The organism is Rhodospirillaceae bacterium, assembly GCA_028819475.1.
GTDB lineage: Bacteria > Pseudomonadota > Alphaproteobacteria > Bin65 > Bin65 > Bin65.
In genome coordinates this window covers 53,279-71,583 of sequence record JAPPLJ010000065.1, presented here as the reverse complement: position 1 = coordinate 71,583, position 18,305 = coordinate 53,279, and the positions used below count along the sequence as shown (strand labels likewise).

The 18,305-nt window shown below is 64.6% G+C and carries 21 protein-coding genes; 5 read left to right on the top strand and 16 right to left on the bottom strand.

Annotation, left to right across the window (positions count from 1 at the left end; all coding sequences use genetic code 11):
- Nucleotides 1–174 precede the first annotated feature (174 nt).
- The 4 genes from OXM58_19640 to OXM58_19625 form a co-directional block, all read right to left on the bottom strand.
- The gene (locus OXM58_19640; GenBank protein ID MDE0150576.1) at nt 175–393 is read right to left on the bottom strand and encodes a type II toxin-antitoxin system HicB family antitoxin; all 219 of its coding nucleotides are present in this window, start codon (nt 391–393) and stop codon (nt 175–177) included.
- 2 nt (nt 394–395) lie between these two features.
- On the bottom strand, nt 396–587 hold the full coding sequence (locus OXM58_19635) for a type II toxin-antitoxin system HicA family toxin (protein MDE0150575.1): 192 nt from the start codon (nt 585–587) through the stop codon (nt 396–398).
- 125 nt (nt 588–712) lie between these two features.
- Nucleotides 713–1,486 (bottom strand): arginyltransferase, encoded by a 774-nt coding sequence (locus OXM58_19630; protein MDE0150574.1) that lies wholly within the window; start codon nt 1,484–1,486, stop codon nt 713–715.
- Nucleotides 1,487–1,614: 128 nt separating this feature from the next.
- Nucleotides 1,615–2,757, bottom strand: coding sequence for a PLP-dependent aspartate aminotransferase family protein (locus OXM58_19625; GenBank protein ID MDE0150573.1), 1,143 nt, complete (start codon nt 2,755–2,757; stop codon nt 1,615–1,617).
- A 152-nt stretch (nt 2,758–2,909) separates the two neighbouring features.
- Between OXM58_19625 and OXM58_19620 the strand changes: the two genes are divergently transcribed.
- Both OXM58_19620 and OXM58_19615 read left to right on the top strand, forming a co-directional pair.
- Entirely contained in the window at nt 2,910–3,422 is a 513-nt protein-coding gene (locus OXM58_19620) for a flavin reductase family protein (GenBank protein ID MDE0150572.1), read from the top strand.
- A 3-nt stretch (nt 3,423–3,425) separates the two neighbouring features.
- Entirely contained in the window at nt 3,426–3,968 is a 543-nt protein-coding gene (locus OXM58_19615; protein MDE0150571.1) for a DUF962 domain-containing protein, read from the top strand.
- A 33-nt stretch (nt 3,969–4,001) separates the two neighbouring features.
- On the opposite strand, the gene OXM58_19610 is transcribed toward OXM58_19615, so the two are convergent.
- On the bottom strand, nt 4,002–5,384 hold the full coding sequence (locus OXM58_19610) for a pyridoxal-phosphate dependent enzyme (protein MDE0150570.1): 1,383 nt from the start codon (nt 5,382–5,384) through the stop codon (nt 4,002–4,004).
- A 161-nt stretch (nt 5,385–5,545) separates the two neighbouring features.
- Between OXM58_19610 and cimA the strand changes: the two genes are divergently transcribed.
- The 3 genes from cimA (at nt 5,546) to OXM58_19595 (ending at nt 8,808) form a co-directional block, all read left to right on the top strand.
- On the top strand, nt 5,546–7,159 hold the full coding sequence (cimA, locus tag OXM58_19605) for a citramalate synthase (protein MDE0150569.1): 1,614 nt from the start codon (nt 5,546–5,548) through the stop codon (nt 7,157–7,159).
- Complete coding sequence (locus tag OXM58_19600) at nt 7,149–7,904, top strand: RNA methyltransferase (GenBank protein MDE0150568.1); 756 nt, start codon at nt 7,149–7,151, stop codon at nt 7,902–7,904. The genes cimA and OXM58_19600 overlap by 11 nt, the downstream gene beginning before the upstream one ends.
- Before the next feature lie 106 nt (nt 7,905–8,010).
- Nucleotides 8,011–8,808 carry a DUF3800 domain-containing protein gene (locus OXM58_19595; GenBank protein MDE0150567.1) on the top strand — a complete coding sequence of 266 codons (798 nt, stop codon included), beginning with the start codon at nt 8,011–8,013 and terminating at the stop codon, nt 8,806–8,808.
- Between the two features lie 64 nt (nt 8,809–8,872).
- Here OXM58_19595 and OXM58_19590 read toward each other — a convergent pair whose 3' ends face one another.
- From OXM58_19590 to OXM58_19540, 11 genes are all read right to left on the bottom strand, one after another.
- Nucleotides 8,873–9,142: a hypothetical protein gene (locus tag OXM58_19590; GenBank protein MDE0150566.1), complete on the bottom strand. Its 270-nt coding sequence runs from the start codon at nt 9,140–9,142 to the stop codon at nt 8,873–8,875.
- Nucleotides 9,129–9,284, bottom strand: coding sequence for a hypothetical protein (locus tag OXM58_19585; GenBank protein ID MDE0150565.1), 156 nt, complete (start codon nt 9,282–9,284; stop codon nt 9,129–9,131). Before OXM58_19585 ends, OXM58_19590 begins: the two co-directional genes overlap by 14 nt.
- Before the next feature lie 121 nt (nt 9,285–9,405).
- A complete protein-coding gene (locus OXM58_19580; GenBank protein ID MDE0150564.1) occupies nt 9,406–10,344 on the bottom strand; it encodes an IS1595 family transposase in 939 nt (312 codons plus the stop codon).
- A gap of 256 nt (nt 10,345–10,600) precedes the next feature.
- A complete protein-coding gene (locus OXM58_19575; protein ID MDE0150563.1) occupies nt 10,601–11,017 on the bottom strand; it encodes a PaaI family thioesterase in 417 nt (138 codons plus the stop codon).
- Complete coding sequence (locus OXM58_19570) at nt 11,014–11,601, bottom strand: 2-hydroxychromene-2-carboxylate isomerase (GenBank protein ID MDE0150562.1); 588 nt, start codon at nt 11,599–11,601, stop codon at nt 11,014–11,016. Before OXM58_19570 ends, OXM58_19575 begins: the two co-directional genes overlap by 4 nt.
- A gap of 40 nt (nt 11,602–11,641) precedes the next feature.
- Nucleotides 11,642–12,406: an SDR family NAD(P)-dependent oxidoreductase gene (locus tag OXM58_19565; GenBank protein MDE0150561.1), complete on the bottom strand. Its 765-nt coding sequence runs from the start codon at nt 12,404–12,406 to the stop codon at nt 11,642–11,644.
- Nucleotides 12,407–12,517: 111 nt separating this feature from the next.
- Nucleotides 12,518–13,693 (bottom strand): ABC transporter substrate-binding protein, encoded by a 1,176-nt coding sequence (locus OXM58_19560; protein ID MDE0150560.1) that lies wholly within the window; start codon nt 13,691–13,693, stop codon nt 12,518–12,520.
- A gap of 90 nt (nt 13,694–13,783) precedes the next feature.
- Nucleotides 13,784–15,634 (bottom strand): long-chain fatty acid--CoA ligase, encoded by a 1,851-nt coding sequence (locus OXM58_19555; GenBank protein MDE0150559.1) that lies wholly within the window; start codon nt 15,632–15,634, stop codon nt 13,784–13,786.
- Between the two features lie 37 nt (nt 15,635–15,671).
- Nucleotides 15,672–16,457, bottom strand: coding sequence for an ABC transporter ATP-binding protein (locus OXM58_19550; protein MDE0150558.1), 786 nt, complete (start codon nt 16,455–16,457; stop codon nt 15,672–15,674).
- A gap of 4 nt (nt 16,458–16,461) precedes the next feature.
- Complete coding sequence (locus OXM58_19545) at nt 16,462–17,223, bottom strand: ABC transporter ATP-binding protein (GenBank protein ID MDE0150557.1); 762 nt, start codon at nt 17,221–17,223, stop codon at nt 16,462–16,464.
- A complete protein-coding gene (locus OXM58_19540) occupies nt 17,220–18,302 on the bottom strand; it encodes a branched-chain amino acid ABC transporter permease (protein MDE0150556.1) in 1,083 nt (360 codons plus the stop codon). The genes OXM58_19545 and OXM58_19540 overlap by 4 nt, the downstream gene beginning before the upstream one ends.
- Nucleotides 18,303–18,305 lie beyond the last annotated feature (3 nt).

The following is an 18,305-nucleotide window of genomic DNA, read 5'->3' as shown; positions in this document are numbered from 1 at the left end:
GCGGATTTCCTGCAATTCGTCCGGGCTATTGCAACACCGAGTGCCGACCGCCGTTCCGGGGGCTTGCGGCGGCGCGCCCCGGTCACCATTCCTGCGGCTCCTGTCGGTCGCTCCGCAGCCGACAGGGCAGGTGTCGAGTCGCCACTCGTCGCGAAGATCGGTCCTGGTGGCCAGTCATGCGGCGACTTCCACCACCGCCGCCGAACATTGCGGCGCCGGAACCGGCTCTCCGTGCTCGCGCAGGCTCTCAATGTGCAGAGCGATGGCCATTCCGATCTCCCGGATCGCTTCGTCGCGGGTTGCCCCGGTCGCCACGCATCCGGGCAGATCGGGTACATAGGCGGCGTAGTTCTCCGGCGCCTTCTCGATCATGACCGTGTATTCCATCTCCATCCTCACTTCCTCAACCCTGCCTGCTTTACGATGCTGGCCCAGGTTCCTGGCGGAAGGTCGTCCCGAGCCTTGCCGGCGATGGTCACGGTCCCCGGTCTCTCGGGATGCCGGTACTGGCGATGGCTGCCCCGAATCCGGACCAGCGACCAGCCCTCCCGTTCGATGAGGCGGATTGCATCACGCACCTTGGGCATTGGATACAGACATCGACTGCGGCATATGACGTAGTCCCGCGCCCGGGTCCCGGGCTTTGCCTCTCGTCAACAAACTGCGCCGTTCCGGGCAGCCGACGCAGCAGGGTCCTGCGGTTTGCGAATCTTCAGGCCGCGAAGAGATCCCGTTCTTCGGCCGGGCGCAGGTCGAGCGGGCGCCAGCCGTCCGAAGTCAGCCCTTCGAGCGGCCGGAAACGCCATTTGTAGGACATCTTCGGGCTGCCTTCGATCCAGTAGCCGAGATAGAGGTAGGGCAGGCCGAGCCGCCGCGACTTTGCGATCAGGCGGACGATCGTGAGCGTACCGAGGCTGCGCTGGTCGAGGGCCGGATCGAAGAAGCTGTAGACCGCGGAGAGGCCGTCTTCCAGCCGGTCGACAAGGGCGCAGGCGCGCAGCCGGCCCCGCGGGTCGCGGAACTCGGTGACGAAGGTGCGCAAGGGGCTGTCCTGCACCATCGCGGCATATTCCTGAAAATCCATGCCGGCCATTTCCCCGTCGCCGTGGCGCGAGGTTACGTAGCGCAGGAACAGTTCGTATTGCTCGGCCGTCGCCCGGGCCGGCAAATCCTGTTCGGTAAGGTCGCTGTTGCGCCGGGCAATGCGGCGCAGACTGGCGCCCGGTGCGAAAGACGGCGCGACGACCCTGACCGGCACGCACGCCCGGCAGCCGGGACAGGCCGGCCGGTAGGCGACGTTGTGGGACCGCCGGAAGCCCGATTGGGTCAAGGCGTCGTAGAGGCCGGCCGTGTCGGGACCGTTCAGCTCGGTGAAGATATTCTGCTCCGTCCGCCCCTTGAGATAGGGGCACGGCCGGGGCGGCATGCGGTAGAAGAAACGGGGCAGCCGGGCAGGTTTCGCTGTTATCGCAGTCGGTCCGGCCAATTTCCCGTCCAATCCGTCAGTCCGCTCAATCGCGGGCATGATGGCCAAGATGCCCGGCCATTGCAAGCCGGCCGCCGCGGGCCGGCCGTAACATCTTGAGCAGGAAATCGCCGCCGCGCCGCGCCGGCTCAGGCTCCGGCCAGCGCCCGGTCGAGGTCGGCCAGGATATCGTCGCAATCCTCGATGCCGACCGAAAGGCGGACCAGCCCGTCGGTCAGGCCGCGGGCGTGGCGTTCCTCCGCCGGCACCTCGGCGTGGGTCATGGTCGCCGGGTGGGTAATCATCGTCTCGACCGCGCCCAGGCTCTCGGCCAGCGCGCACAATTCGACCGAATTCATCAGCGCCTTGCCCGCCGGGATGCCGCCTTTCAGTTCGAAGGAGATCATGCCGGAGAAGCCATCCATCTGGGCGGCGGCGATGTTGTGCTGCGGATGCGAGGGCAGGCCCGGATAGCGCACCCGGGCGACCTTGTCGTGGGCCTCCAGAAAGCGCGCGATTTTCATGCCGCTGTCGTTGTGGCGGGCCATGCGCAGGTGCAGCGTCTTCAGGCCGAGCAGCACCAGCCAGCAGTCCATCGGGCTCGGCACGGCGCCGATGGTTTTCTGGATGAATTTCATCTCCTGGAAGATGTCTTCCCGGTTGGTCAGCACCGCGCCGCCGATGATCTGGTTGTGGCCGGAGAGATATTTGGTCGTGCTGTGGACCACGATGTCCGCGCCGAGTTCCAGCGGCCGCAGGAACACCGGCGTGGCGAAGGTGGAATCGACGCCGAGCAGGAGGTCGTTCTCTTTTGCGATTGCCGCCATCGCCGCGAGGTCGGTCACCTGGAGCAGCGGATTGGTCGGTGTCTCGACCCACAGCATCCGGGTTTCCGGGCGGATCGCCGCGCGCACGGCGTCGGGGTCGGCGGTGTCGACGTAGGTGAAATCGAGGCCGTAGCGCGACAGCACCCGGTTGAAGTGCCGCGAAACCCCGCCGTAGACGTCGTTCGAGGAAATCGTGTGATCGCCGGCCGACAGCAGCTTCATGACGCTGTCGACGCTCGCCATCCCGCTGGAAAAGCAGATGCCGTATTGCGCGCCTTCGATGGCGGCGAGGTTGTCCTCCAGCACCTGGCGCGTCGGGTTGGACGACCGCGTATAGTCGAACCCCTTGTCCCGGCCGACCTCCTCCAGAACGAACGTCGCCGTCTCGTAGATCGGCGGCAGGATGGCGCCGGTGGTCGGATCGGGCGAAATGCCGGCGCGGACGATGCGGGTGTCGAGCTTCACGGATCGGGCCTCCGGGCAGGGATGGATCGACGTCGGGCGGCGTCTAACTGGCACAGCGGAGCCGTCATGGCCAGACTGCGCGCGTGCCGTTTTGACGCCCGCCTGCCGGGCCGCTAGGCTGATGCGCAGGCCGGAAATTCAGGAGCGAATGCGTGACTGCCGCCAGGGATTCCCTCGATTATCGGAGCGCGCTGGGGACCTTCGCGACCGGCGTGACCGTCATCACCACCATGTCCGAAAGCGGCGAGCCGGTCGGCTTTACCGCCAATTCTCTCAGTTCCGTTTCCCTCGAGCCGCCCCTGCTGCTGTTCTGCCTCGACCGGGGCAGCTATTCCTTCAACCATTTCGAGAAGGCGAAGCATTTCGCGGTCAACGTGCTGACCGATCGGCAACAGGACGTGTCCGCCCATTTCGCACGGCCGTCGGAGGATAAATGGCGCCACGTCGGCTATGACCTGTGCGGCGTCGGGTGCCCGGTGTTTGCGGAAACGCTGGCGGTCTTCGAGTGCCGGACCCACGCCGTTCACGACGGCGGCGACCATATCATCATCGTCGGCGAAGTCGTGCGCTTCGTCCACGAGGCCGGGGGCGATCCGCTGCTCTACTATCGCGGCCGGTACGCCCGGATCGCGCCCGAAGACGATCCCGGTAACGCCGGGCGTTGAGCGATGGGCGCCTGGTTCGTCGAGCAGATTTCGCGCTATTCGTCCTACCACCGCGACGGCCGGAACAAGGCGATCCATTTCATCGGCGTGCCGGCAATCGCCGTCTCGCTGCTCCTGCCTCCGGCGCTGGTGAAATTCGGCACGACGGGCTGGTACGATATTTCCCTCGCGACGGCGTTCGCGGCGGCCGTCTGGGTTTACTGGATCGCCCTGGACCGGCCCTTCGGCATCGTCACGTCGCTCGCCTTCCTCCCGGCGTTGCCGTTTGCCGACTGGCTGGCGGCGCAGGGTGAGGCCGCCGTCGGGATCGTCTTCGCAATCCTGTTCGTCGGCGGCTGGGCCGTTCAACTGGCCGGCCATGCTTTCGAAGGGCGCAAACCTGCCCTTGTCGACAATTTCATCCAGGTCTTCATCACGCCGATGTTCCTGATTGCCGAAGTCGCCTTTGCGCTCGGACTGCGCAAGCCGCTCGCCGCCGAGGTCGAGGCCCGCTGGCGGGACTATCTGCCCGAAAGCGCGAAAAGCGACACGGCACAGGCGTTGTAACCGGGGCAGGCGGCGTAACCGGCCCGGCCCGGTTCAGGCGGCGCGCTGGCGCAGGTAATTCAACAGGTCGATCCGCGTGATCAGGCCGAGGAAACGGTCGCCCTCCATCACGATGGCGACCTTGTCGCCGGCGAACAGGCCCGGCAGGGCATCCACGGGCGCGGCCGGATCGATGGTCTCCAGGTTCGCGGTCATCGCGTCGCGCACCGGCCGCTCGAAACGGGCCGAATCCTCCAGCACCGACAGCAGGATATCGCTCTCGTCGATGATGCCGGCGATCTTCCCGCCGTCCATGACCGGCAACTGCGAAACGTCGTGCAGCTTCATCCGGGCGAACGCCGCCGCCAGGGTTTCGCCGGGCTCGACGGTGACGACCGCGCGCTCGGCGTGCTTGCGGCCGATCAGGTCGCGCAGGTCGCCCGCCGGCTCGGTGCTCAGGAAGCCCTGATCGGCCATCCAATAGTCGTTGTAGGCCTTCGAGAGATATTTGGCGCCGCTGTCGCAGACCAGCGTCACGACCCGTTTCGGTTCTGTCTGTTCGCGGCAGTAGCGCAACGCCGCCGCGATCAGCGTGCCCGACGACGTGCCGGCAAAGATGCCGTCTTTCAGCAGCAGGGTCCGGATGGCCGCGAATGCCTCGGAATCCGGGATGGAATAGGCCCTGCCCGCCAGGCCGAGATCCGCGACCGGCGGGACGAAATCCTCGCCGATCCCTTCGACCAGCCACGCGCCGGGCTCGTTGCCGAGCGTCCCGCTGGTGACATAGTCGGCCAGGATCGACCCTTCGGGATCGGCCAGCACCATCTCCGTTTTCGGCGAGTGCGCGGCCATGAACCGGCCGATGCCGGTGATCGTTCCGCCCGAGCCGACGCCGCACACGACGGCGTCCACATCGCCGCCCATCTGCTCGAATATCTCCGGCCCCGTGCCGGTCTCGTGCGCTGCGGGGTTTGCCGGATTGCCGAACTGGTCGGCCCACCAGGCGCCGGGGATTTCCTTTACCAGGCGGGCCGCGACATCCTGGTAATAGTCCGGATGGCCCTTGTTGACGTCGGAGCGGGTCAGGCGGACATCGGCGCCCAGGGCCTTGAGATGAAAGATCTTCTCCTGGCTCATCTTGTCCGGCACGACCAGAACGCAGCGGTAGCCCCGAAGCACGCCGATCAGGGCGAGGCCGAGACCGGTGTTGCCCGCCGTCGCCTCGATGATCGTGCCGCCGGGCTTGAGCTGGCCGGCGTCCTCGGCGGCGCGAATCATCGAGAGGGCGACCCGGTCCTTGATCGAGCCGCCCGGATTCTGGCTCTCCAGCTTGAGGAACAGGCGGCACGGCCCGGTGTCGAAGCACGCGGCCTCGACCAGCGGCGTGTTGCCGATCAGGTCGAGAACGGAAGTAACGGGCGCGGGGGCTTCGGGCATGGGACCGGTGGCGGCGGAGTCTCCTGGCCCGCTACTTAGCAAGGCGGCCGCAGCGGGGAAAGCCGAGCCGTCAAACGCGCCCTGTGAGGCCGTGTCGCAGCATTTCGGCCGCCTGCCGGTGGTAACTGTCCGGCCTGACGGTTTCGGTTCGGAGAGCCGGTGTGAGCGCCGACGACACGCGCATCTATCTGTTCGACACCACGCTGCGGGACGGCGCCCAGACCCGGGGCGTCGATTTTTCGGTGCGCGACAAGACGACGATCGCCGAAGCCCTGGATACGCTCGGCGTCGATTACATCGAAGGCGGCTGGCCGGGCGCCAACCCGACCGACGACCTTTTCTTCGAGGCGCCGCCGGCCCTGAAGACGGCGAAATTCACTGCCTTCGGGATGACCCGCCGGCCGGGGCGTAGCGCGGAGAACGATCCGGGGCTGACCGCCATCCTGACGACGAAGGCGCGCACCGTCTGCATGGTCGGCAAGACCTGGGATTTTCACGTCGATATCGCCCTCGAAACGACGCCCGGGGAAAACATCGCGATGATCGCCGAGAGCATCGCCCTGGCGACGCGGCGGCTCGACGAAGCGATGTTCGATGCCGAGCATTTCTTCGACGGCTACAGGGCCAACCCGCAGTTCGCCCTGGATTGCCTGAAAGCCGCCTACGACGCCGGCGCGCGCTGGATCGTGCTGTGCGATACCAATGGCGGCGCCCTGCCGGACGAGGTCTACCGCGTCGTCTCCGAGGTTGCGCGGCATATCCCCGGCTCGCATCTCGGCATCCACGCCCATAACGATACCGAGAACGCCGTCGCCAATTCGCTGGCCGCGGTCGAGGCGGGGGCGCGGCAGGTCCAGGGCACGATCAACGGGCTGGGCGAGCGCTGCGGCAACGCCAACCTGATCTCCCTGATCCCGACCCTGGCGCTGAAGACGGACTACGAGACCGGCATTGCGCCGGCGCAGCTCGAACGGCTGACCTCCGTGTCCCACATGCTCGACGAACTGCTCAACCGCAGCCCGGACCGCAGCCAGGCCTATGTCGGCGAAGGCGCGTTCAGCCACAAGGGCGGGCTGCACGTCTCGGCCGTCCAGAAGGACCCCCGGACCTACGAGCATATCGACCCGGCCCTGGTCGGCAACCGGCGGCATATCGTGGTATCGGATCAGGCCGGCCGCTCGAACGTCCTGGCGCGGCTGGCCGATGCCGGGATCGAGATCGCCGCCGACAACCCGAAGATCGGCCGGCTGGTCGAGGACGTGAAGGCGCGAGAGCACGACGGTTATGCCTATGACGGCGCCGAGGCGAGTTTCGAACTGCTGGCCCGGAAGCTGCTGCAGGGCCTGCCGAAATTCTTCACCATGGAGAGCTTCCGGGTCGAGACCGAGCGCCGCTACAACGCGCGCGGCAGCCTGACCACGGTGTCCACCGCCGTGACCAAGCTGGATGTCGGCGGCGAGCCTTTCCTGGAAGCGGGCGAGGGCAACGGGCCGGTCGACGCGCTGGACGACGCCATGCGCAAGGCCCTGCTGCGCGCCTATCCCGAACTCGCCGATATGCGCCTGACCGACTACAAGGTGCGCATCCTGACGCCGCAGGAGGGCACCGCCGCGGTGACGCGGGTGATGATCGAATCGACCGACGGCAGCGGCCTGCGCTGGTCGACCGTCGGGATTTCGGCGAACATCATCGAAGCCTCCTACGAGGCGCTGCGCGACGCGATCTACTGGAAGCTGCTGCGCCACGCCGACAGCCGCAACGGGAATGGCCGATAGCGAACCCCCCGCGATCATCCTGGTCGAACCGCAACTTGGCGAGAATATCGGTACGGCCGCGCGCGCCATGATGAATTGCGGCCTGTCCGACCTGCGGCTGGTCAATCCGCGGGACGGCTGGCCCAGCGAGACCGCCGTTACGGCCTCTTCCGGCGCCGAACCAATTCTGGAAACGGCCCGGCTTTATGAGTCTGCCGCTGCGGCGCTGGACGGCCTGCACCATGTCTATGCGACGACCGCCCGGCCGCGCGACATGAACAAGCCGGTGCTCGGCCCGCGCGAGGCCGGCATCGCGATGCGCCGGGCCGAAGCGGCGGGCGCGCGCAACGGCATCCTGTTCGGCAAGGAATCCAAGGGGCTGCACAACGACGACGTCGTCCTGGCCGGCACGATCATCGAGGCCCGGCTCAATCCGGCGCACACGTCGCTCAACCTCGCCCAGGCCGTGCTGCTGGTCGGCTGGGAATGGTGGAGCGCCGGTCCGGCGGCAGCGGAAGCGGCCAGGCCGGGTTCGGGTGCCGGGACGCCCGACGGGCCGGCGCTGCAAAGCGATCTGCTCAACATGTTCGCGCATCTCGAAGGCGCGCTCGACGAGGCCGGTCATTTCATTCCGGCGGAGAAACGCCCGGTCATGGTGCGCAACCTGCGCAACATCTTCCACCGGGCGGAGCTGACCGATTCGGAAGTCCGCGGCCTGCGCGGCGTCATCGAATCCCTGTCGCGGGAACGCAAGCGCCGGCGGTAGGGCGCTTCGCCCGGGATGCGCTGCCTGCCCTTTCCGTCATTTCGACCGGAACCCCGGATTCAATCGGCAACGTTACACTTGCCGTACCAAATCCGGGGAGAGTAAAATGAATTTACCATTGGTGCGAGCGTTTGACGGCTCGCCATTAGCGGGGCGGCGGCTCGTGCGCGTTGTCTACTTGGATGAAAGCGGCACTTCAAGGAAGGAGCCGTTGGCCGTGGTCGCTGGCGTTATCGTTGACGGCGACCGCCAGATGATCGCTGTTGAAGAACATCTGGCATATCTAGTTAGAAAGCATATACCGGAAGCGGATCGAGACAGTTTTTTCTTTCACGCCACTAACATTTGGAGTGCAACGAAATACTTTAAGGATCGTGATGTGTGGCCTCTTGATCGTCGGCTCGAAACTTTGCTCGACCTAATCGAGACCCTCGGAAGATTCGACCTGCCGGTTGTTTATGGCGATTGCCCGCGCGACGAACTAATTGCGACGCCGCCAGATGTTACTATTAACGAACGAGGGCGTGACGCTGTTGTCCACTCTCTTGCATTTTTCCAGTGTGTGTGTGTGGTTGAAAAAGTACTAAGAGACATTTGGCCCGACGAAATCGCGCTCCTTATTGCGGAAGATCGCCCTGAAGTTAAGAAAGTTGTACGTGACGTTCAGTTATGGGCGCAAAATAAAACCTTATCACGCCGCGGCTGGCACAGGAAGTATTTACCCCTTCGCCACATTCGGGATACGGTGCATTGGGCAGAAAAGAAACAATCTCCGCTTCTTCAACTAGCGGATATCTGTGCCTTTGTCATAAGGGGCCACTTAATCAATCATCCTCATAATCCGCCGCTATACGACAAACTGTCTCCTATGATGGTTGCACATCCGAAGACCGATTACCAATAGACTATCGGCGTCTTGGGTATTAAGGAAAGTCCCGGCTCAGTAAACGTTTGCCGACGGATGATCGTTAGCAGCCATCGATAATGCCCAACTCAAGGTTGGCCAGCCGCTTCTTGGTATCCCGGAGGGCGCGCGCCGTTGCCTCAAGTTCCTCATGGGAGGGGCTGGACATGGGGCGCTCGACGCCGTCGCCTTCGGCCTCAAACCAAGCGATCCATTTCCGAAGCGTTCGGAGGTGCTGCGCCGCGTCGCACTGTGCAGTCTTCAGATCCTGCTCGGTCTCCGCTCTCAGGCGAATCAAGCGGCCAACGGCCATATCCCTTTCATCGTCTGTCATGGGCGGCAATCTCTGCGAGGGCTTTGTCCAGTACCTCAGCGTCGCCATCTGCCTCGACCTCTTTGGCGGTTTCGATAAACCGTCTGTATTGTTCGGGATCGTCGGGCTTCGGGCGCGGCTTCGGTGTGGGTTTCTTGCTCATGGCGAGACAATACCCGACAGCCCTTCAGTCCTCAAGGACGAAGAAGAAAGCCATCTGCGGGTCTTGCGCCGGCAGCCGCGCCCATGCGCGCCAGTACCGGGTTTTCTCGTTCGGCGATCGCTTACGCGTTAGCTGTTTCGTAGGTGAGGCGCTTGCCACGGAAGCCCTTCAGCGCCGCCTCGGCGCGCGCCGTATCGTCCACACCCAAGCCCTCGCGGTTGCTGTACCGGAAATCGAACTCTGCCAAATAGCGATGCAGGTGCGCTTCGCTGACATGGAAATAGCAGCCGGTGATTCCGCGCTTCAGGATGCTGAAATAGTTCTCGACGGTATTGGTGTGCGCGTCTCCGCGAACGTATTCCTTGGCCTTATGGTTCACATGCTCATGGGCGAAATCCCGGCCCATGTGGCGATACTGGCCTGCGTCGTCGGTGTACAGTTTCGATTTGCCGTCAACCTGGCCCACCAAGATCGGCCGCAGATTAGCGGCGGTGACGCTGGCAACGTGCATGGAGCGGACGCGGCCGTTGCGCTCGACCAAGGACAGGACGGTTTCCTTGCCCCAACTGCCGCCGAGGCGGACATTGGCGCGCTTGCTGCGATGGCGGTTCTTTTCCTTGCCGCCGATAAAGGTTTCGTCGGCTTCGACGGCCTTGCCTTCGCCACCCAGCCGTCCAAGCGACCCGTCTTTCATGGCCTCGCGGATACGATGGGTCAGGAACCAAGCGGTTTTCATGCTGCACTTAAGCATCCGCTGTATCTGTCGGGTCGAAATACCCTTTTTGCTGGCGCACATCAGATGAATGACCTGCAACCACATGTGTAAGGGCAGGTGCGACGACTCGAAGATCGTCCCGATCCTGACGGTAAACGGCTTCCGGCAGGCGTAGCACTTGTGCAATCCCTTCCGGGTCGTCTTGCCCTTCAACCTGCGGATATGATCGCCCGTAGCGCCGCAGCGCGGGCAATAGGGGCCGTCCGGCCACAGGGTCTTTTCAACGTATGAGAAAGCCGCATCTTCGTTGTGGAAGTGAGGGGCGGAAAGGATTGAACGGGCCATAGGTGACTACCTCCTGACCCTAATATGGGGTTATTTTTGGTATGTCAAGTGTAACACTGCCGATTCAATCCGGGGCGGAGCGGAGAAATCCTTTTCCTTCGGCGCGCCGGTCCCGGCATCGCGGGTGAAAGATTTCTCCACTCGCTTCGCTCGGTCGAAATGACGGGAAGGAGGGTAGGCGCTCCGGTCGAAACGACAGACAGAGGAACCGCCTCCGGCGGACACGAAGCGTCAAACCGGAACAAGACCCGCCGCGTTACTCCCCTTCCGGGTACAGCACCATCTGGGTCTGGGTAACCAGCGCCGCCAGCTTGCCGTTCTCGCCGGTCAGCCTTGTCTGCCAGACCTGGGTCGTGCGGCCCTTGTGCAGCGGCGTCGCTTCGGCGGTGAGCGTCGAGCCGACCGGGATCGCCCGGAAGAAGTTGGTCTTGCTCTCGATGGTGGTGGTGCGCGCGCCGCGCGGCATGTTGGCGACCGTGCCGATGGCGCCGAGCGTATCCGCCAACGCCATGATCGCGCCGCCGTGCATGGCGTCTGCCGACGTGCTCAGCTCTGCGCGCGCCTCGACCTTTGCGACGACCCTGTCGGGATCGACATCGACCAGTTCGATTCCGAGGGTCCGCGCCATCGGGACGGTATGCTCGGTGAACAGCTTCGTCAGTTCGGCGCTCACGCCGCCAGTTCCTCTTCGACCCAGTCCAGCCGGTCCTGGCCCCACCACATCTTGTCGCCGACGAAGAAGGTCGGCGCGCCGAACACGCCTTTCCCGACCGCCTCCTCGGTGTTGGCGATCAGCCTGTCCTTCACGGCCTGCTGCTGGATGCCTTCGACATAGGCGCCGGCGTCCATGCCGGCCTCTTTGAGGGTCTCGACGATGACCGCCGGATCGCCGAGATTTTTCGCGTCGCGCCAGATGCCGTAGAAGATCGTGTCGTTGTAGAGATCCAGCTCGCCGCGCTGCTGGGCCAGAATCGCCCCGCGCATAAGGGGCAGCGAACTGAAGACGAAATAGGGATTGGACTTCAGCGGCACGCCGTATTTCCGCGCGTAATTAAGCATGTCGAAGAACATCCACTTGCCCTTGGGCTTGACGTTGACCGGCGTCTGGTTGCCGGTCGCCTTGAACACGCCGCCCAGCAGCATCGGCCGGTAATCGATCGTGGCGCCGGTGCGCGCGGCGATTTTCTTCAACTGCCAGTGGGCCAGGTAGGCCGTGGGGCTCTGCACGTCGTACCAGAATTCGACGGTCTTGCTCATGCGTGCGGTCTTTCCTTTTCTGCAGGCCTTTTCTGCGGGGCTACCAGGGTTCGGCCCAGGGCCGCATGTCCATCTCGAAGGTCCAGGCCGTCCGCCGCTGGCAATGGATCTGCCAGTACATTTCCGCGATATGGTCGGGCTGCAACAGGTTGTCGTCCCAGTCCCGCTCGGCGATCAGGTTCGGCATCAGTTCGCGGGTCCAGGGCGTGTCGATCGGGCCGTCGATCACGGTGTGGGCGACGTGGATGCCCTTCGGCCCCAGTTCGCGCGCCATCGCCTGGGCCAGCGCCCGCTTGGCCTGCATGGCGCCGGAGAAAGCGGCGAAGCCGGCGGCGCCGCGGACGCTCGCCGTAGCGCCGGTGAAGACGATCGTGCCGCGGCCCCGAGGCACCATCCGTTGCGAGACCTCGCGGCCGAGCAGGAATGCGCTGAAGGCCGCCATTTCCCAGACCTTGTAATAGACCCGGGAGGTCGTCTCGCCGATATCGAAGCGCACATTGGCGCCGATATTGTGAACGCAGACCTCGATCGGGCCGACGGTGCCCTCGATCGTGTCGACGAGTTCGACGACCGCCTCTTCCTTGCGGGCGTCGGAGGCGAAGGTGTGGATTTTGGCGCCGAGCGCTTCGATGTCGGCGGCCAGGTCCTTCAGGCCGTCCGCCCGGTCGCGCCGGGTCGCGCAGATGGTAAAGCCCTCGCGGGCGAAGCGCCGGGCGATGGCGCTGCCGGTCGCCACCCCGGCGCCGACGATCAGGGCGACGCCGGATTGGGCGGCTTGGGGGCCGCCGGCCTGCGGATCGGTCATGGTTCCTCCGCTGCGTAATGGAAGCGCGGCGGAGAGTAGGGGCCGCCGCCGGCCGGATCAACCGGCCGGCGGCGCTGCGTCAAGCCGCATGCGCGGGGCGCAGGGCGGGCGTCAGTAGGAGAGCGGCCTGGTCAGCGTCTTCCAGCGCGCGTTCTCCACGACGGCCAGGTAGGCGTCGGTCGAACCCTGGTGGTCGTTCGGACCGAAGGTGAGCGGCGGGCCGCCGAGCGTCATCTCGAAGCTCTTGATGCTCTCCATCGCCTTGATGAAGCCGTCGGTCGTCAGGTTCCTGCCGGCGCGTTTCAGGGCCTCCAGGAACAGAATGCCGCTGCCGTAGCCGAGCTGGGCCGCGCCGTTGTGCGGTTTGCCGGCGTATTTCTGGTAGGCGTCGGCCCACGCCTTGTGGTCCGGGTTGGTCGTGTCCGGATAGATCATCTCGAAGGATGTCATGGCGTAATAGCCGTTCATCAGGCCCTTCTTGAAGCCCGAGACGATCAGGTCGTAGGTCGCGATGTTGCCGACGAAGGTCGTCTTCCAGCCAAGTTTCTTCGCGGTCAGGAACGGGCCGATGGTGTCGGTGATGATCGTTCCCATCATGGTGACCTGGCAGCCCGCCTTGCGCAGCTTGGTGATCGCGCCGACGAAGGACTTTTCGCGCGGGCTGTGCGCGGACTCGCCGGCGAGCTTCAGCTTCAGCGCCTTCAGCTCATCGTTCACCGCCTGGGAGATTTCGCGCCCGTAGTCCGTGTCCTGGTACATGGCGCAGACTTTGTTGAAACCTTTTTCCTTGACGAAATAGTTCGTCGCGGCGCGCATCTGGTCGTAGTAGCTCGCGAAAGCCAGGAACTTCATCTTGTGAAAGGGGTCGATCATCTGCCGGGACGCCGTGAACGGCACGAAATTCGGCACGTTCGCCTTGATCTGGCGCGGCAGGACGGCGTTGTTCATCGGCGTGCCCAGCGCGCCGACCATCGCAAAGATATTGTCGCGGTTGAGCAGCTTGTTGGCGGCCTGGACGGCCTTCGGCACCTGGTAGCCGTGGTCCTCGACGATAAACCTGATCTTGCGGCCGTGGACGCCGCCTTTCGCGTTCGCTTCATCGAACGCCATCCGCGTGCCGGTGGTGGCGCCGACGCCCCAGGGCGCGACCGGGCCGGTGAGCGCCGTATGGCTGCCGACGACGACTTCCTTGTCGGTCACGCCGCGGGTCTGCGCGGTGGCGCCGGCGGAGGCGACCAGCGCGACGCCGGAAACACCGGCCAGCAACGCTTTCATCCTGATTTTCATGATGTTTCTCCCTGTGGCAGGCTTGTTCAGGAGCGGGCGGCGCAACGGTTCGCTCGGCCGGATTTCGCCGCACGGTCTGCGGTTTTCAGGTTACGCCGCCTCATACATCGAGTCGATCAATTCCTTGTATTTGGCGCTCACGAAACTGCGCTTGAGTTTCATGGTCGGCGTCAGCTCGTCGTCCTCCGGCATCAGCACCTGTTCGATCAGCCGGAAGGCCTTGATCTGCTCGACCCGGGCGAAATCCCGGTTCACGGCGTCGATCTCGGCCTGGATCAGCCGCTGCACCGCATCGGCGCGGCACAGGCTGGCGTAATTCGAGAAGGGCACGTTGTTGTCCTGCGCGAATTTCATCACCGTGTCCTCGTCGATCATCACGAGGCAGGACAGAAATTTGCGCTGGTCGCCGACGATAACCGCGTCGGCGATATAGGGCGAGAATTTCAGCTGGTTCTCGATTTCCGACGGCGTCACATTCTTGCCGCCGGCCGTGATGATGATGTCCTTGATGCGGTCGGTGATGCGGAAATAGCCCTGGTTGTCGACCGAGCCGACGTCGCCGGTGTGCAGCCAGCCGTCGACTACGGTTTCCGCCGTCTTTTCCGGGTTGTTCAGGTAGCCCTTGAAGACGTGGGGCCCCTTGATCAGGATCTCGCCGCGCTCGGAGATTTTCACTTCGGTGTTCGGCAGGGCCAGGCCGACGGTGCCGACCTTGAATTCGTCGGGCCGGTTGCTCGTGGCGACCCCGGTATTCTCGGTCTGGCCGTACAGTTCCACCATGTTGATGCCGAGGGCGAGATACCAGCGGATCAGGTCCGGCGAGATCGGCGCCGCGCCGGTGGCGGTCCAGCGCGTGCGGCGCAGGCCGATCATGGTCTTGACGTTGTTCAGCACCAGAAATCCGGCAATCGCGTAAAGCAGGCGGTCCCGGACGCCCGGCGCCGTGCCCTCGATCCGGTGTTCGGCCATGCGCATGCCGACGCCGATCGCCCAGTCGTACAGTCGCTTGCCGGTCCAGGTCGCGTCCTGCATCCGGATCGTGAAGGTGGAATAGAATTTTTCCCACACGCGCGGCACGGCAAACAGGTAGTGCGGCGCCACTTCGCGGACGTTTTCCGCCACGGTTTCGGGGCTTTCGGCGAAATTGACGACCGTCTTGTAGGCGATCGACAGGAACATCGAGAAGCCGCGCTCGGCAATATGGCACAGGGGCAGGAACGCCAGCTGGTTGTCGCCCTCGCGGAAGTGCAGCATCGCGTTCGCGTTGCTGACCTGGAAGATGACGTTCCGGTTGGAGATCATGGCGCCTTTCGGCGGGCCGGTCGTCCCGGACGTATAGACCAGGATCGGCGTATCGTCCGGCGCGGAGCCGTCGATCCGTTCGTCCCAGGCGGCCGGGTTGTCGCGTCCGAATTGCCGGCCGAGTTCGAGCAGCTCGTCCCAGCTCATGGTCATCGGATCGTCGAAATCCCGCAGGCCTTCGAGATCCATGATGATGACCTTCCGCAGCGTGGGCACCCGGTCCCGGACCTGGAGGTACTTGTCGAGCTGCTCCTCGTTCTCGACGAACAGGAAGGCCGAGCTTGAATCGTTGACGATATATTCGAGTTGCTTGGCCGAATCCGTCGTGTAGACGCCGCTGCTCGACGCGCCGGCGCAGATCGCGCCCAGATCGGCGAACATCCATTCCTTGTTGGTTTCGGACAGGATCGAGACGACGTCGCCGCGCGCCAGCCCCATCGCCATCAGGCCCTGGCCGGCGTTGCGGGCCGCCTCGCCATAGTCCGCCCACGAGATCGAGCGCCAGATGCCGAGGTCCTTCTCGCGCATTGCGACCTTGCCGGCCTCTCCCGTGTAGCGCTTGCGGAACAGTCCGGGCAGCGTATCGCAGCCGTCGAAGACGATGCTCTCTGGTGTCGTCGTACCGGTTGGGCCGTCCATGTCGTCCTCGTCTGTCGTCCTCGTCCGCCGCGCCGGCTCAGCGCCAGGTTTTCTTGCGGCGCCAGCGTTTCTTGCCGCGCACCGCGTCTTTCTTGACGCCGAGATAGAACTCCTTGATGTCGTCGCTCTCGAGCAGGCGGCCGCATTCGTCGTCCATCACGATGCGCCCGAGTTCCAGCACATAGCCGTAATTGGCGGTCTGCAGGGCCATGTTGGCGTTCTGCTCGACCAGCAGCATCGTCACACCCTGTTCCTCGTTCAGGCGCCGCACGATCCCGAAAATCTCCTTGACCAGGATCGGCGACAGGCCGAGCGACGGTTCGTCGAGCAGCATGAGCCGGGGACGCGCCATCAGGGCCCGGGCGATGACGAGCATCTGCTGCTGGCCGCCGGAAAGATAGCCGGCCTGCTGTTCCGACCGCTCCTTCAGGATCGGGAAGTAGCCGTAGACCATGTCCAGGTCTTCGGCGACGGCCGGACGGTCGGAGCGGGCGAAGGCGCCCATCAGCAGGTTCTCGCGCACCGTCAGGAAGGGAAACACCTCCCGGCCCTCGGGGACATGGGCGATGCCGCGGCGCGCCACCCAGTCCGGGTCGCGGCCCTGGATTTCGGCGCCTTCGAAGGTCACGCTGCCCTTTTGCGGGTCCATGACGCCGCTGATCGTCTTCAGGATCGTCGTCTTGCCGGCGCCGTTGGCGCCCAGGACGGTGACGATCCGGCCTTTCGGCACGTCGAGGCTGACGCCGCGGATCGCCATGATCGGGCCGTAGTAGGTCTCAATATTGCGTACGCTCAACAGGGGGTCGGGCAGGGCTTCGGCCATCGCCTCAGGCTCCCAGATAGGCGCGCAGCACATCGGGGTGGTTCTGGACCTCGTCCGACGTGCCTTCGGCGATGGTCCGGCCGTCGTTCATCGCCATCACCCGGTCGGAAACCTCCGTCACCAGCGACATGTCGTGTTCGACCATGAGGATCGCGATTCCCAAGTCGTTCTTGATGTCGTCGATCCAGAAGGCGACGTTTTCCGTTTCCTCGACGCTGAGGCCCGAGGCCGGCTCGTCGAGCAGCAGCAGCTTCGGTTCGGTGCACAGCGCGCGCGCCAGCTCGACGACCTTGCGCACGCCATAGGGCAGGTTGGCGATATACTGCTCGCGGTAGGGCTGGAGATCGAGGAAGTCGATCACCTCCTCGACCTTCTCGCGATGCTCGTATTCGGCCCGGCGCACCTTCGGCAGGAAGGCCAGTTCCTCGAACACGTTGGTCCGGCTCTTGCAGTGGCGCCCGACCAGCAGGTTGTGCAGCACGGTCGCGTGCTCGAACAGTTCGATATTCTGGAAGGTCCGGGCGATGCCGAGGCCGGCGATCCGGTGCGCCGGCATTTCGGTGATGTCCTCGCCGCCGAAGCGGATCCGGCCCTCGGTCGGGTCGTAGATCCGGCTGATCAGGTTGAAGATCGTCGTCTTGCCCGCGCCGTTCGGGCCGACGATCGTGTAGACCTCGCATTCGCGCACCTCGAACGACACGCTGTCGACCGCGGTCAGGCCGCCGAAGCGGATCGTAAGATCGTCGGCCGACAGAACCGCACTCACCGCATCCGCTCCGTCTTCAGGTAGGCCTTCTGACGCCGGAACGTCGCCTTGCGGTAGACCGGGAAGATATCGAAGAACAGCTTGATCTTGCGCCAGCGGCCGTAGATGCCCATCGGCTCGAACAGGATGAAGGCGACCAGGATCAGGCCGAAGATGCCGGGCTCCAGGCCGGGCTGGTGGCCGATCGACGGCGGCAGGTAATCCTTCATGATCGTGATCGCCTGGGGCAGCAGGATCACGACCAGCGCGCCGAGAATCGCCCCCTGCAGGGAGCCGAGCCCGCCGACGACGATCATCAGCAGGAAGGTGATCGAGATGATCAGGTTGAAACCGTCGGGCGCCAGATATTGCAGCTTGTGGGCGAACAGGGCGCCGCCGAGGCCGGTGATCGCGGTGCTGATTCCGAAGGCGGTGATCTTGGTCCGGGCGATGTTGACGCCCATGCTGCGCGCCGAGACCTCCGAATCGCGCACGGCGACCATGGCCCGGCCGGTCGGGCTGCGCAGAAGGTTGGCGCACAGCGCCAGCACCAGGATCAGGATCGCCAGGGCGACATAGTAGAAGTCCCAGCTGTCCGGGTTGAACTGGTAGCCCATAAGGGAGGCCGGTTCGACCGCCTTGCCGTCGAACCCGCCGGTGACCGATTTCCACGACTTCAGGATCTGCTCGAGCACGATGGACAGCGCCAGCGTCCCGATGGCGAGATAGATGCCCGTCATGCGCAGGAGCGGGATGGCCAGCAGGAAGCCGACGATGCCGGTGAAGACGGCGGCGATCGGCATGGCGACGAGGAAGGCGATGTCGAAGGTGGCGAGCAGCCAGGCCTGGGCGTAGGCGCCGATGCCGAAAAAGGCGGCGTGACCGAGGCTGACCTGGCCGGTGAAGCCCACCAGCAGCATCAGGCCCAGCCCGGCGATGGCGAAGCTGATCGCCTGGGTCAGCTCGGAGATTTCGAAATTGCCGAGATAAAGCGGCGCGGTGACCGCGGCGATGAACAGGAAGCCGTAGGATTGCCAGTAGCCCGCATGCTTGAAAAAGCGGACGTCCTGGTCGTAGTCGGTCTTGAAGACGAATCGCATGGG

What these genes read in the sequence shown, in the direction of transcription:
- OXM58_19565 (MDE0150561.1), bottom strand. Translation starts at nt 12,406, where the DNA reads ATGACCGATCCGCAGGCCGGCGGCCCCCAAGCCGCCCAATCCGGCGTC.
- OXM58_19555 (MDE0150559.1), bottom strand. Translation starts at nt 15,634, where the DNA reads ATGGACGGCCCAACCGGTACGACGACACCAGAGAGCATCGTCTTCGAC.
- OXM58_19600 (MDE0150568.1), top strand. Translation starts at nt 7,149, where the DNA reads ATGGCCGATAGCGAACCCCCCGCGATCATCCTGGTCGAACCGCAACTT.
- OXM58_19550 (MDE0150558.1), bottom strand. Translation starts at nt 16,457, where the DNA reads ATGGCCGAAGCCCTGCCCGACCCCCTGTTGAGCGTACGCAATATTGAG.
- OXM58_19595 (MDE0150567.1), top strand. Translation starts at nt 8,011, where the DNA reads ATGAATTTACCATTGGTGCGAGCGTTTGACGGCTCGCCATTAGCGGGG.
- OXM58_19560 (MDE0150560.1), bottom strand. Translation starts at nt 13,693, where the DNA reads ATGAAAATCAGGATGAAAGCGTTGCTGGCCGGTGTTTCCGGCGTCGCG.
- OXM58_19590 (MDE0150566.1), bottom strand. Translation starts at nt 9,142, where the DNA reads ATGACAGACGATGAAAGGGATATGGCCGTTGGCCGCTTGATTCGCCTG.
- OXM58_19615 (MDE0150571.1), top strand. Translation starts at nt 3,426, where the DNA reads ATGGGCGCCTGGTTCGTCGAGCAGATTTCGCGCTATTCGTCCTACCAC.
- OXM58_19640 (MDE0150576.1), bottom strand. Translation starts at nt 393, where the DNA reads ATGGAGATGGAATACACGGTCATGATCGAGAAGGCGCCGGAGAACTAC.
- OXM58_19610 (MDE0150570.1), bottom strand. Translation starts at nt 5,384, where the DNA reads ATGCCCGAAGCCCCCGCGCCCGTTACTTCCGTTCTCGACCTGATCGGC.
- OXM58_19580 (MDE0150564.1), bottom strand. Translation starts at nt 10,344, where the DNA reads ATGGCCCGTTCAATCCTTTCCGCCCCTCACTTCCACAACGAAGATGCG.
- OXM58_19585 (MDE0150565.1), bottom strand. Translation starts at nt 9,284, where the DNA reads ATGAGCAAGAAACCCACACCGAAGCCGCGCCCGAAGCCCGACGATCCC.
- OXM58_19570 (MDE0150562.1), bottom strand. Translation starts at nt 11,601, where the DNA reads ATGAGCAAGACCGTCGAATTCTGGTACGACGTGCAGAGCCCCACGGCC.
- OXM58_19540 (MDE0150556.1), bottom strand. Translation starts at nt 18,302, where the DNA reads ATGCGATTCGTCTTCAAGACCGACTACGACCAGGACGTCCGCTTTTTC.
- OXM58_19635 (MDE0150575.1), bottom strand. Translation starts at nt 587, where the DNA reads ATGCCCAAGGTGCGTGATGCAATCCGCCTCATCGAACGGGAGGGCTGG.